The sequence below is a fragment of the Enterobacter sp. fkY84-1 genome, assembly GCF_052974705.1.
The window spans coordinates 4,051,038-4,063,735 of sequence record NZ_CP169393.1 but is presented as its reverse complement, the minus strand read 5'-3'; the positions used below and the strand labels follow the sequence as shown (position 1 = coordinate 4,063,735).

The window sequence follows — 12,698 nt, the reverse complement described above, 5'->3', positions numbered from 1 at the left end:
AAATGCTAAGTACTTCCTTCCTTGAAGACAAAATGCAGGTCTGCTATTTCATTTCAGGTTGTTAATGGGAACAAATCTGCGTAGGGGTATTTGCGCCGAAATCATTCACTGTCTGGAATTTCACACTGCCGGAACCGCCGCCGGGGATATCCACCGTCAACGTGTTTTTAGGTGCGACCATTGAATTGGGAAGACGGGTTCCCCCAACAAAGAACTGCACCAACGATACGTAATACGGTGATGGATTCGTTATGATGACTTTTCCATTTTCTGTCCGACACGTCAGCGTTTTGGGCGCATCCACGGAAAGGGATGTTAATTTCTTAGGGCGAATGAATAACTTAATCACACTCTGTGTTGCTATTTGCAGCGTATTGCCCTGAAGCTTATTTTTATCGACAGACGGAATAGCCTTGCTGTTCAGATAGAAAACAGTTTCGCGATCGGCAGGAAGGTCGGGGCCGATATACATAATACGCAGCGTGTTCTCTTTCTTAGGGTGGATAACAAACAACGGTGGCGTAAGGATAAAGTCTGGTGACTTGATACCCTCAACGTTGGCTACCCATGATTGTATTAAGAACGTATTGTCTGCCGACGAATTGATCACCGGTAATGAAACCTGTTTATCCCCCTGCGGATAAATGACGCGGGTAGCCCCTAAAGCAATTCCACCTGCAGAGGCATTCGTTGCCAGACCCATTGTCAGCAGCAACGTACCAGCCATCATCAGGCGAGACAAAGACGTAGGTGATGTGTTCATTTGCATTGTTCCCTCAATTCTCATGACGAGGCACTCGGGCCTCTGAGTGTTTTACTGGTAGACGACGTTAAACCATACCTGGGCGTCGGCCGTACCAGCCTGAACGTGCGGTTGTGTGGAGCGGTATTTCGCCATAAAACGCAGAACATTGGCGCCGTTCTGCAAGGGGGCGTACCAGGGCGGGGCTGTATCCGGAATAAGTAGATGGCCGGTTGCGTCAAATATTCCCACACCAATCCCCTGCGCTGCGCCTGCGCCATAACCTGCGCGAAAAATTTGCGGGTCTTTTGCATCGGACTCGCCGCTGAACAGTACGCCCGCACGTTGACTGACGCTGGTATCGCAGTCTTCTAGCGTTATCTGAAAGGCTGTCGGTGCTGCCCAATCGCCCGTTGCGGCAAATTCGTTATTGCGTATTTGGCCCATACGCACAATCTGGTCCTGACTTTCTGCACTGACGGAACAGCCGGTGTTGACGACTTGCCCCTGAAAATGCACGCTTCCGTCGTCAATTGCCGAGGCGGGCAGTGCAACGCACAGCAATACGCTGAAAAACAACACTGATTGCCTGGTGACCTGTCGCATAGTGACTCCGTTTCGATGGATCGGCAAAACACCCCCGAATCAGATTCCGGGGGTGTTACTGCAGCTAACGAATCAGGAGTAAACCATCTGGAATGTTGCAGTCGAGGATACGTTACCCGGCGTGGCCGCACCGGTAGCGATGTAGTCAACGCTCAGCGGGATGGTGTTCTCGCCATTGATCAGCTTCACGTTGGAGGAGGTATCACCGATATTGAGTACGTTACCATCCGGTCCGAACAGTTGCAGTGCGACGTTAGTTGCTGAGCCAGCTCCCGCTGTGTTAGCCAGTGAACCTGCCAGTGCTGCGTCTTGCTGACCGTTGAAAATCACAGCGGCGTTCTGGCTTACCGTGGTGTCACAATCTTCCAGAACGATTTTGAAATCTTCTTTCTGGTTCGCCTGCATTCCTTTTGTCGTCAATTTCACAGTACGAACCTGGCTCAGCGTTACAGTCTGATCTACGGAGTCAGCTGCGACCGAACATGCAGCATTAACAACCTGGCCAACGAAGTTAACCGTACCGCCAGAAACCGTGACGGTGTCTGCCTGTGCGTTCATCGCTACGCCACTTACCATTGCCGTTGCAATGACCATTGCTAAAACGTGCTTTTTCATACAAATCCTTTTAAATAAACATCTTTCTGTCAAATTGAAATTGAGTAAAAGCTATATGCTTTTACAGCGTGAACTTGAATAACGTTTAACAAGTTCCGTTATTTAGAATATGCATTTCGCATAATGGATGGGCTTATTGAAAAGCTCTTTTCATCATGTTTATGATGTTCCGCGGCAGGTATTCTAGGAGTCGTGAAATATTATTTCAATGTATGGTGGTATAATGTGTCGTTAGTTTTTTTTAGGTATAATATTAGAATTAATTAATATTTTTAAATGATGTAAGTAGTGGTGTTTTTACCGGATTTTAACAATGGGCGCCCTGTTTGCGGTCAAATAGATAAAGGTGGTGTATGGATATCGGTTTGGTTGCAAAAAAATCATGTAAGAGAAAAGGAACTTTATAATTTTAAAAGTATAAATGTATGTCTGAAATATAATACTATTATTTCAATTTGTAATATTTATACCAGAAAAATGAAATCCCCCTCGGTTAAGAGGGGGGATTGATCAGATCTCTTCTACGCGCACTCTGAGTGCTGCCAGCGCTTTACGTGCCGCTTTTAGCACCTGCTCACACTGCTCAATGGTCAGCGTAAGCGGCGGTTCAATACGAATGGTTTTTGCGTTATTAAGCGTCCCGGCCACCAGCACACGCTGCCTGAACATCTCGCTCGCGAAGCTGTAGCCGATTTCGTTATCAACGAACTCAATCGCCATCAGCATCCCTTTACCGCGCGCCTCCTGTACAAGGTCAGGGTATTCCCGGCCCAGCTGGCGGAAGCCGTCCAGCAGCATATCGCCTTTTTGCTCCGCCTGCGCAGGCAGGTTTTGCTCCAGCAGCACGTTGATGGTCGCCAGCGCCGCCGCACAGGCCAGCGGGTTACCGCCAAAGGTGGTGGTATGCAGGAACGGATTGTCGAACAGCACCGAGAAGACTTCTTCGGTGGCGACCGTCGCGCCAATCGGCATCACGCCGCCGCCGAGCGCTTTTGCCAGGCACAGAATGTCCGGCTGCACGTTTTCGTGCTCGCAGGCGAACATCTTGCCGGTACGCCCCATGCCGGTCTGGACTTCGTCGAGGATCAGCAGCGCGCCAAACTCGTCGCACAGCTGACGCACGGCAGGCAGATAGCCCTGCGGAGGGAGGATGACGCCGCCTTCACCCTGAATGGGCTCCAGGATCACCGCCGCCACGTCATCGCCGGTTTTACGGCATTCGCTCAGCACGGTGCGCATGGCGTTAATGTCGCCGAACGGCACGTGGCGGAAGCCCGGCAGCAGCGGCATAAACGGTTTACGGAAAGTGGATTTCGCGGTCGCCGACAGTGCGCCGAGGGATTTACCGTGGAACGCGCCGCTGGTGGCGATAAAGGTGAATTTCCCGCGCGGCGACTGGTACGCTTTGGCGAGCTTAATCGCCGCTTCGACCGATTCTGTGCCGCTGTTGCTGAAGAAGCTGTATTTCAGTTTGCCGGGCGTTAAGGCCGCCAGCGTTTTCGCGAGCATGGCGCGAAGCGGGTCGAGCAGTTCCTGGCTATGGAGAGGTTGTTTCGCAAGTTGATTCTGTACGGCGGAAACCACAACTGGATTACGGTGCCCCACGTTGAAAATTCCAAAACCTCCCAGGCAATCGATAAACTCCTGTCCCTGGGTGTCGACAAGCGTGTTGAGACTTCCCGCTTGCCACTCTACGGCTCCGTAATCCCCGCCGGCGGTAACAGATTTGCGATACTCCAGAAACCCTGGATTGACGTGCTCTTTAAAGTAATCGATGACCTCACGGTTAAGTTGTTTCATCTCCTCATGATCAAGCGTTCGCTTCTCAATGAGATTCAGTGCGTGCGCGGTACAGGCAAGAGCCGAGGCGCTGGAAGGTAACCTGTTCAAAATGTGCTCCCGGGGATCGCGTATCACATGATACTGGTTTAAGTATTGCAGGGATTACGCCACTTCAGAGGCCTTAACGAAAATCGGGATAAACGCCAGGTTAAAATAATGTTGCACAATATTTAATCATGCCGATAGAAGCCAAACGGGATTTAGCGGTACGGGGCAGCAAGTATAAAGAAAGGGGGGAAGAGCGTCGCTGCACTAAAGAGGTGCATAGGCTGCAACTTAAGCGGGCATTAACAGGTCATGCTTTGTCGGTAATTTCTCCACGAAAGTATTTGAAATCAATGAATTAAAATATCGTACAAAAAGTATGGTTTAAGTCAAATCTGCGATCTTCATCAAGTTTAACAACTAAAGATAAATTGTTTACCGCCGAAAAAACATTGACCCACAAAATTAACATTCAAATAACCTGCAAGGGATGCTCACGATGTCCTCTCCAACCTATGTCACCCAGAATGAATATCCTCTGGACGATGACACCACCTTAATGTCTACCACAGACGTCCACAGCTACATCACCCACGCCAACGACACCTTTGTGCAGGTGAGCGGCTATCAGCTCGATGAGCTGACGGGCCAGCCGCACAATATGGTGCGCCATCCCGATATGCCAAAAGCTGCGTTTGCCGATATGTGGTACACGCTGCAGCAGGGCGAGCCGTGGAGCGGGATTGTCAAAAACCGGCGCAAAAACGGTGACCACTACTGGGTGCGTGCTAACGCGGTGCCGATGGTGCGCCGCGGGCAGGTGACGGGCTATATGTCGATTCGCACCAGAGCCACAGCGGAAGAGATCGCCGCCGTGGAGCCGCTCTACCGGGCGCTGAACGACGGGCGCTGTAAAAAACGTATTCACAAAGGGCTGGTGGTGGGAAAGGGCTGGCTGGGTAAACTCCCGGCCATGGCGCTGCGCTGGCGCGTGCGCAGCGTGATGGCGGTGCTCTTTGCCGGACTCGCCGCCACGCTGGCCGCCACCTCCGCAGGCTGGTTACCGCTTGCCGCCGCTGCGGTGGTGATGCTGATGGGAACGCTGCTGTTTGAGCAACAGATTGTCCGCCCAATAGAGAATGTGGCGCGACAGGCGCTGAAGGTCGCCACCGGCGAGCGCAACAGCGTGCAGCATCTTAACCGCAGCGATGAGCTGGGCCTGACGCTGCGCGCGGTAGGACAACTTGGCCTGATGTGCCGCTGGTTGATCAATGACGTGTCGAGCCAGGTGGTGAGCGTCCGTGACGGCAGCGACAGGCTGGCGCAGGGAAATGAAGATCTGAACGATCGGACCCGTCAGACCGTGGCGAACGTGCAGCAGACCGTCGCGACAATGAACCAGATGGCCGCGTCCGTTCAGAGTAACTCCGAAACCGCCGCCGAGGTGGACAAACTCTCCGTGGCCGCCAGCAGCGCGGCGACGAAAGGGGGCAACGCGATGCAAACCGTCGTTAAAACGATGGATGACATTGCCGACAGCACGCAGCGCATTGGCTCGATCACCTCCCTGATTAACGATATCGCGTTCCAGACCAACATTCTGGCGCTAAACGCGGCAGTTGAAGCGGCAAGGGCAGGGGAGCAGGGCAAAGGGTTTGCCGTGGTCGCGGGCGAAGTCCGTCATCTCGCCAGCCGCAGCGCCAGTGCGGCTAACGATATTCGTAAACTCATTGATGCCAGTGCCAGCAAGGTGCAGTCCGGTTCTGAGCAGGTTCATGCCGCGGGCCGTACGATGGATGATATCGTTGTGCAGGTGAAAAACGTGACCCAGCTTATCGCCCAGATCAGCCACGCGACCTCCGAGCAGGCAACCGGCTTATCAGAGCTAACCCGCGCGGTAGCTGAACTCGACAGCATCACGCAGAAAAACGCCGATCTGGTCGAGGAGAGCGCGCACATTTCGGCCATGGTGAAGCACCGCGCCGGACGCCTTAAGGATGCGGTGACCGTGCTCCATTGAGTCAGTCATGTTCCAAAAAAGCCGTTTATACCGTAGGGAATAAACGGCTTTTTATTTTTCTGATTGTGACTATTAATGGGGTTTGTTGTTAATTTAATATTAAATAACTAAAGAAAGTGCCTCAGTTATTTATTCCTGCCTAAGTCAGTTCTTCAGAATGCTATTTCGAAAATACCCCGTTTGGCGGTCTGGTAACGATCGATGAGGCCATATTAATAGCCTGCGCCTATGTATTGTGAGGATTATGAAATAAAAAAACGATCAAACTCATAAAGTTAGCGAAATCGTTACCGATAACAGCGATCGTCTGAGAAATAATCACATCGATGGAGAAAATATGTTCTTTCATGACGTAAAGATCGGCACGAAATTATTTCTGGCGTTTGGGTTCTTTATTGTCCTGATGGCGATCAGCGCGAGCCTGTCTCTGCTGAGTCTGAACCGGGCTAATAACGGGATGCAGTCCATTGTTACCCATGACTATCCGACCACGGTAAAAGCGAACCAGTTAATTGATAACTTCCAGGAATTTATTAGCACTCAACAGCTGATGCTGCTGGACGAGCAGGGTACTTACACGGGGCAATCTCAGCAGCGCCTGAAAGAGATCAGCGAGCATATCACGGTGATCCTGGGCGAGCTGAACAACGCCTTGCAGGATCAACAGTCTCAGCAGGTGCTGGCGGATATCCGCAGCGTGCGCCAGCAGTACCTGGATTCACGCTACCGCATTCTGCAGGCGGTGCAGAACAACAACCGTGCGGGCGCCATACAGGAAATGATGACTACCACCCTCGCCGTGCAGCAGGCTTATAAAGCGAAGGTGAAGGAGCTGATCGCCATTCAGAACAGCGAGATGCAGCGTGCGGGTACGCAGGTGGAAGGGGATTTCAGGTCTAACCGTCTGCTGCTGATCCTGCTCACGCTCTTTAGCGTTGCGGCAGGCAGCCTGATTGGCTGGTTTATCGTGCGCGCTATCACCCGCCCGCTCGGTGAGGCGGTGAATTTCGCAAAAGCGATTTCAGAGGGCGATCTGACGGGCAGCATCACGCCGCACGGCAAAGACGAAACGGGCCTGCTGCTGCATGCGCTGATGGAGATGAAGACGCGTCTGCTGGACATTGTGCAGCAGGTGCAAACCGGCTCGGAGAATATCTCCAGCGCTGCCGCGCAGATTGTCGCCGGGAACCAGGATCTGGCCGCACGCACGGAAGAGCAGGCCAGCTCCGTTGAACAGACTGCCGCCTCGATGGAGCAGATCACCGCCACGGTGAAAAATACCGCCTCGCATACCGGTGAAGCGACCAACCTTTCTGCCGATGCCGCCACGGTGGTCAAAAACAACGGTGAGATGATGAAGCAGGTGACCAGCAAAATGCGCCTGATTAACGAGACCTCCAACCGGATGTCCGACATTATCGACCTGATCGACGCTATTGCGTTCCAGACCAATATTCTGGCGCTGAACGCGGCGGTGGAAGCGGCGCGCGCCGGTGAGCACGGCCGCGGCTTTGCGGTAGTGGCCGGAGAGGTGCGCCAGCTTGCCCAGAAGAGCGCGTCGTCTGCCAGCGAAATCCGCGAGCTGATTGAGAGCTCCACCAGCCAGACCCAGGACGGGATGAACCTGGTCGAAAAAGCGAGTGGGCTGATCAACGGCATGGTTGGCAACGTGGAGGAGATGGATGCGATCCTGCGCGAGATCCGTCAGGCCAGCCATGAGCAGACGGAGGGGATCTCGCAGATCAACAGCGCGATTGGCCTGATTGATGCCACTACCCAGCAAAACTCCGCGCTGGTGGAGGAATCCGTCGCGGCGGCGGCATCGCTTAACGAACAGGCGATGCACCTGAAAGAGCTGGTACGCGTCTTCCGCGTGAGCGAGCACGCACCGGCTTAATCCAGCTGGGAGATCTCCAGCGCCGCGCGGTCGATTACGCCGATAATCTGCTTAAGCTGCGCGTCGCTGAGCTCTCCCTGATTCACCTTCAGGTCTAATACCGCCTTGAAGTTATCCAGCGCCCGCTTCATCTGCGGGTTTTTGCGCAGCTGAAAGCCGACGCTGCGCGCTTTGATACGCACCTGGATCTGTTCCAGCTGTTCCCGATTTTCGTCCAGCCAGCGTTGTCCTTCAGCGGTAATCGCAATGCGCTTACGCCCGTTCTCTTCTTCTGTAATGGTGATAAACGCCTGATCCTGCAAATAATCCAGGGTTGGATAGATGACGCCCGGGCTCGGGGTGTAGTTCCCCTGGGTCAGGTTCTCGATCTCTTTAATCAGCTCATAGCCGTGGCTCGCGTTGCGGGTCAGGATATCCAGAATCACCAGCCGCAAATCGCCGTGGCCGAAAAAACGCGGCCGACGTCCGCCGCCCTCGTGTTCGTGTCGCATAGTATTCCCTTTTTTTTGATATATCTAAACTATATCTAAGATATATTCAGATGCAATCTAAAAGATCTTGCATTTTTCCTTATTAGTAATCATTATCATTTGAAAATTGATTTAGATATATCGTATTCACCAGAAAAGGGTCTAAAAATGGCATCTACTCGTTATCCACAGCGTGTTCGTAATGACCTGCGTTTTCGCGAGCTGACGGTGCTCCGCGTTGAGCGCGCCAGCGCGGGTTTTCAGCGCATTGTGCTAGGCGGCGAGGCGCTGGAGGGCTTTAGCTCCCGCGGTTTCGACGACCATACCAAAGTCTTTTTCCCGGCACCCGGGACGACGTTTACGCCGCCGGTGGTCACCGATGAAGGCATCGACTGGGGCGACGGCGTGCGTCCGCAGGCGCGCGACTATACGCCGCTATACGATGAGGCAAATCATGAGTTGGTTCTCGATTTCTTCATTCATGACGGCGGCATTGCCAGCAGCTGGGCGGTTGAGGCGAAAGCGGGAGACAAGCTGACCATCGGCGGCCCGCGCGGTTCGCTGGTGGTGCCGGAGGATTACGCCTGGCAGCTGTACGTGTGCGATGAATCCGGCATGCCCGCGCTGCGCCGACGCTTAGAGAGCATTGCTCAACTGCCGGTTCGCCCGGACATACACGCGGTCGTGACGGTTGGGGATGAATCGTACCAAGACTATCTGGCGGACCTGAGCGCGTTCAATATCACGTGGGTGGTGGGCCACAGCGAGCAGGCAGTCGCTGACCATCTGGCGGCGCTGACTGTTCCGGAGGACGATTACTTTATCTGGCTGACCGGGGAAGGGAAGGTGGTGAAACGCCTGAGCCGTCAGTTTGAAACCGACGCGATTGACCCACAGCTGGTGCGTGCCAGCGCATACTGGCACGCCAAATAATCAGGCTGCCGAATCCAGCTGCGCTTCGTTCACCTGATGTTCGAGCGAGGCGCGGACCTCGTGCAGCGCTTTCTCCTGCTGAGCAAAGTACGCTTCCATATTGCTCAGCGAGGAGACCAGCAGCCAGGACTCCTCTTTCTCCAGCTCCGCCAGCTCGTTCACTAAAATGTCGATTTGCTCGCGAACCTGCGCCATTTTTTTGCGGATACGTTCCAGATCGTTCAGCCTGTCGCTTGCCATCAATGGCTCGAAGCCCTGCTGCAGGCGGGCCACCAGCGAACGAATGGCTTTCACATCCCCGCGCTGCTTCGCCTGGTTAAGCTGCACCATCATGTTGTTGGCTTCTTCTTTCAGATCGTCCGCCACCAGATCCGGGTGGCAGAGCTTGCTCGCCTGCCGCCAGAGACGCTTGAGTTCGTTCTGGTCCTCTTGTGAAAGATGCTTACCTTTGCGCAGCCGCACTTCGGCATCGTGATGCTGTTCGCGATACTTCTCGTACTCTTCGTTGGCCTCGTCGCGAGCCTGACGCGCAGGCTCCTCCTCGCGCGTTAAGCCGCTCTCCAGCTCCAGCGCTTCGGCCAGCAGGTTGGCAATCAGATTGCTTTGCTGCTCCAGATGCTTACGCGCCTCGGCGGCCTGGACGGAGTCCGCCGGGAGATCGCGCCAGCGCTGGGTGAGCGTCACCAGCACCTCTACCGCCTGCGCCATATAGTGCTGGCAGCGACGGTAATCCTCCTCGCGACGACGCGCTTCCGCCTGCTGACGACGCAGGTTCAGCTCCGCCAGCGTTTTACGCAGGGCGAGGATCTGCTGCATCAGCGGCCCCAGGCGGGAGAAATAGAGATCGTTGAACTCATCAAGCTGCTGCACCCGCGCGTTGCGGCGGTCAATCAGATCGCGCAGACGCTCTTCCAGCGCCTTCAGCTCCAGCTTGCTGGCCGCCACCTGCGGATCGCGCCACGGCGTCACGGCGCGCTGGCCCAGCAGCCAGGCGGTTATGGCCGCCATGGCCGCGGTGTAGTTCTTCTCCTCAAGCGCCACGACGATTGCCTGTAGATCATCGTCAAACGCTTCATTTTTCAGGCGTGTCAGCTGGCTCTGGATGATGTCGTCATCTTCCAGTTCAATGGCATTTTTAATGATTTCTAGCCGTTTGATCGGTGTGCTCATGATGCCTTTCGCTTTGGCGCTTAAGTATTTGAGTTAAGGTTAGTTGTTGTAAAAGCCACAGGAAATAATACACACGGATGATGATCGGCGCGATGGGGGATTTCTTTAGTTTTTAGGGTTTGTGAGGGTGAGCGGCAGGCCGGACTATGTGTGATTGATTCCGTATGTGCTTGCATAGGGTGCAGCAAAAATCAGAGGCGGTAACTGCCAGAGAATGCTTAACAGCATTAAGCATGATTAAAATACCCCAAACGTGTAAGAAGTGCGGAGAGCCGGCACCGGGTGATCGCGCGAGGTATTGCCATCGAGGGAGGCTACGTGCTGGCAAACCCAAGGTGCGAAAGAATTGGCACTAAAAACAATATAGGGCGGATTAACCGCCCTTTTTTTTACGCTGTTACACGCTCGTTCCACGCGTCTGAATATTGGACGTTCCCATCGCAATACTTCCAGGTGATCCGCTCATAGCGCAGCTGTACGCCCTCATTATGATTATGCATCTGTAAACCTGGCTCTTTGCAGTTATGCATAACGGGGTTAATGCTGACTATCCGGACGTTTTCCAACAGCATGTTGAAATACTCTACCTCTTGCCCCGCATCGTTGATTTTATACCACTTAATTTCCGCGCTTTTCAGCGTCTGCCCGGTAGCTACGGCCTTATAAAGATATGGGCTGGAGCTATCAAACTCCTTTTCTATTACGAGCGGCGCATGTAAGCGTGTACCGGTGATTTTGCCCGTGTTGTTATCGGTAGGAACTAACAGGCCGTGACTAAAAGAAAGCACCTCAATGCTTCCCTCGCGGTTTTGAACATCCACAGATCCATAAATCGGGTTGCCGCCATCGTCTCTAAGCCACAGGTAAGCAGGAATAGCCATTTTTAAAACTCCATTTTATGTAAAGAGAATAAACCCTCATTAACGGCTAAAAACCGATCGCAGGTGATACAAATTGTGTTATAGATTCGTGTTATTTAATCGGGTTACTTATTGATGTTGCAAATAAAATTAATAGATTGATCTCAAACAGTATCGCGCCGTGCTGTTGCTCTTATGTTGCTGGTTTTGCCAGGTAAAAGGGAATAACGATGGCATGTATACCGATTTACCCGCCCCGCGGGCTGGAGATATTGCGCGAACACATCAGGCTTGCGCGGGCGCGTCACGGAGTTCAGGACATGGCCACCCCGCTTACGTATACGTGGTTTTATGAGCGAGTAAGGAACGGCGGACCGTGGGATTACAAACAACAAAAACGGGCTTACGCTGACTTCGGAAATTTTCATTACGGCGCTGTGGGTTATGCAGCGTGCATCCCTGAAAAGATTTTGCTTATTGCCGCTGGCGCGGCGCAGTGGAAGGCCGGCACATCAAGGCCGGAATGGGGCAATTTTACGGGAGCCCCGCCGTTTGGTGATGATCCGATGGACCAATTTTGGATAAAGCAAGGCATAGACTATGTTAAGCAGCACCACTATTAAGGCGTTTAAGACGTTGCATTGGGTGGCTACATTCACCATGGCTATCGTGATTGCGGGATACTGTTATTTTCAGCATATCCAGCGCTTAACGGTGAGTGACAAACTTTATGAGGTTCGCCAACTCACGCCCCGTACGTGGTTATATATAACTGAATATGACGGCTCGAACATGACCACAGGGGAAGTATATCGTTATTTTTTAGCAAGCAAGATTGACGGCGATCCGCTGGCGGCTCTCGAAAAACAACATATCGCCCCAACGCTTACCGCGAACACCGCCCGTGCGAAAGTTGACGGCATAGGCAACAATATCTCATTTACTGTTTATGGCACCGTGTACAGCTTTACAACGTCCGCATTTTTTTATGATGCTGAGGGAATAGCTGCCGCGCCGTCAATCGACTTAACGGCCCGTGGCGAGGGCTGGGGCAAGGGGAAATTTAGTCGATAGATAATTATTTATTTAAAAATCCCCTGCGGTCGTGTCAATGACTCGATGAGCCGCGTGTAAGTTTCACGGCGTACCCGTAGCGGTTCATGGATCAAAAGTACATTGTGATTGCCCGCCGGGTATTACCCATGCAGGTTAATGGCTGGGGCGAGGGGGAGATCCGGTTGATATTGTCAGGGAAGAACTTCCCTGCAAAAATTACAGCCAGAATCCCCCACATACGATCTGCGAATTCGCAGAAAATTACCGTTAAAAAACGAAACCGACACGCGGATCCGTCAAAATTACGAATTCGCAATTTGAAATGTTAAGTTTTGCTAAGGTTCTGGCGCTCGTCACAAATAACAGTTCACAGCATGAATCTCTAAAATGTGATGATGGACACGCCGGGCGCAGAACATAATATCATTTTAATTGTTGTGGTTTATGCAGTTTGCTCCACTAGCTGCAACCGGCGTGAGTGCGCCCCAAACATTACCGCAGC

The 12,698-nt window shown here is 53.0% G+C and carries 12 protein-coding genes; 5 read left to right on the top strand and 7 right to left on the bottom strand.

Annotated features, from left to right (window positions below):
- Positions 1-61 precede the first annotated feature (61 nt).
- The 4 genes from ACEPLT_RS19365 to ygjG form a co-directional block, all read right to left on the bottom strand.
- On the bottom strand, positions 62-769 hold the full coding sequence (locus tag ACEPLT_RS19365; protein WP_008503169.1) for a fimbria/pilus periplasmic chaperone: 708 nt from the start codon (positions 767-769) through the stop codon (positions 62-64).
- A gap of 45 nt (positions 770-814) precedes the next feature.
- Entirely contained in the window at positions 815-1,348 is a 534-nt protein-coding gene (locus tag ACEPLT_RS19360; RefSeq protein WP_021242352.1) for a fimbrial protein, read from the bottom strand.
- Positions 1,349-1,420: 72 nt separating this feature from the next.
- Positions 1,421-1,963 carry a fimbrial protein BcfA gene (locus ACEPLT_RS19355; protein WP_008503171.1) on the bottom strand — a complete coding sequence of 181 codons (543 nt, stop codon included), beginning with the start codon at positions 1,961-1,963 and terminating at the stop codon, positions 1,421-1,423.
- Between the two features lie 510 nt (positions 1,964-2,473).
- Positions 2,474-3,853 carry a putrescine aminotransferase gene (gene ygjG, locus ACEPLT_RS19350; protein ID WP_008503172.1) on the bottom strand — a complete coding sequence of 460 codons (1,380 nt, stop codon included), beginning with the start codon at positions 3,851-3,853 and terminating at the stop codon, positions 2,474-2,476.
- A gap of 436 nt (positions 3,854-4,289) precedes the next feature.
- On the opposite strand from ygjG, the gene ACEPLT_RS19345 reads away from it, so the two are divergent.
- On the top strand, positions 4,290-5,810 hold the full coding sequence (locus ACEPLT_RS19345) for a methyl-accepting chemotaxis protein (protein ID WP_232927459.1): 1,521 nt from the start codon (positions 4,290-4,292) through the stop codon (positions 5,808-5,810).
- A 337-nt stretch (positions 5,811-6,147) separates the two neighbouring features.
- Positions 6,148-7,707: a methyl-accepting chemotaxis protein gene (locus tag ACEPLT_RS19340; protein ID WP_232927458.1), complete on the top strand. Its 1,560-nt coding sequence runs from the start codon at positions 6,148-6,150 to the stop codon at positions 7,705-7,707.
- On the opposite strand, the gene ACEPLT_RS19335 is transcribed toward ACEPLT_RS19340, so the two are convergent.
- On the bottom strand, positions 7,704-8,198 hold the full coding sequence (locus ACEPLT_RS19335; RefSeq protein ID WP_008503175.1) for a PadR family transcriptional regulator: 495 nt from the start codon (positions 8,196-8,198) through the stop codon (positions 7,704-7,706). The genes ACEPLT_RS19340 and ACEPLT_RS19335 overlap by 4 nt on opposite strands.
- A 147-nt stretch (positions 8,199-8,345) precedes the next feature.
- Here ACEPLT_RS19335 and ACEPLT_RS19330 point away from each other — a divergent pair, with 147 nt between their 5' ends.
- The gene (locus ACEPLT_RS19330; protein WP_045406995.1) at positions 8,346-9,110 is read left to right on the top strand and encodes a siderophore-interacting protein; all 765 of its coding nucleotides are present in this window, start codon (positions 8,346-8,348) and stop codon (positions 9,108-9,110) included.
- On the opposite strand, the gene ACEPLT_RS19325 is transcribed toward ACEPLT_RS19330, so the two are convergent.
- On the bottom strand, positions 9,111-10,280 hold the full coding sequence (locus ACEPLT_RS19325; protein WP_232927457.1) for a DNA repair protein: 1,170 nt from the start codon (positions 10,278-10,280) through the stop codon (positions 9,111-9,113).
- 389 nt (positions 10,281-10,669) lie between these two features.
- Entirely contained in the window at positions 10,670-11,161 is a 492-nt protein-coding gene (locus ACEPLT_RS19320) for an Hcp family type VI secretion system effector (RefSeq protein ID WP_023294612.1), read from the bottom strand.
- Between the two features lie 299 nt (positions 11,162-11,460).
- On the opposite strand from ACEPLT_RS19320, the gene ACEPLT_RS19315 reads away from it, so the two are divergent.
- Positions 11,461-11,763, top strand: coding sequence for a polymorphic toxin type 44 domain-containing protein (locus ACEPLT_RS19315; protein ID WP_008503179.1), 303 nt, complete (start codon positions 11,461-11,463; stop codon positions 11,761-11,763).
- Positions 11,741-12,214 carry a hypothetical protein gene (locus ACEPLT_RS19310; RefSeq protein ID WP_126289368.1) on the top strand — a complete coding sequence of 158 codons (474 nt, stop codon included), beginning with the start codon at positions 11,741-11,743 and terminating at the stop codon, positions 12,212-12,214. Before ACEPLT_RS19315 ends, ACEPLT_RS19310 begins: the two co-directional genes overlap by 23 nt.
- Positions 12,215-12,698: the final 484 nt, after the last annotated feature.